At 61.9% G+C, this 370-nt stretch carries 1 protein-coding gene; it reads right to left on the reverse strand.

What is annotated here, in order from left to right; genetic code table 11:
* Positions 1-45: 45 nt before the first annotated feature.
* Positions 46-370 (reverse strand): outer membrane protein transport protein (locus SB765_RS28265; RefSeq protein WP_410932305.1); only part of this gene is annotated, 325 nt, incomplete at its 5' end.

Genomic DNA, 370 nt, shown 5'->3' on the forward strand with positions numbered 1-370 from the left:
CTAGATGCGCTGGACGCCCTGCCCCACGACTGCCGTGCCAGACGCTTAGAACTTGTAGGTGGCCGACAGGCTGACCACATCACCGGACGACTCGGCCTTGCCATCCAACTGCGCAGCTCCGAGGCGATCCACGTTCTTGGTCCTCAGGTTGACCTTCTCGACGAACTGGTGCGAATACGCGGCATCCACCGACAGGCCAGGCACGGCCTTGATGTCATAACCAGCACCGAACGCCAGGAAGTAGCGGTCACCATCAGGAATCCGTCGGTCTCGGGTGGAGTTGCGGGTGGGGGTCTGGTCGTACGCCACACCGGCACGCAGGGTCAGTTCATCGGTGGCTTTGTAATCGCCGCCAATCGAGGTCATCCAG

This window comes from Pseudomonas sp. SIMBA_067, from assembly GCF_046534675.1.
In the GTDB taxonomy this organism is placed as follows: domain Bacteria; phylum Pseudomonadota; class Gammaproteobacteria; order Pseudomonadales; family Pseudomonadaceae; genus Aquipseudomonas; species Aquipseudomonas putida.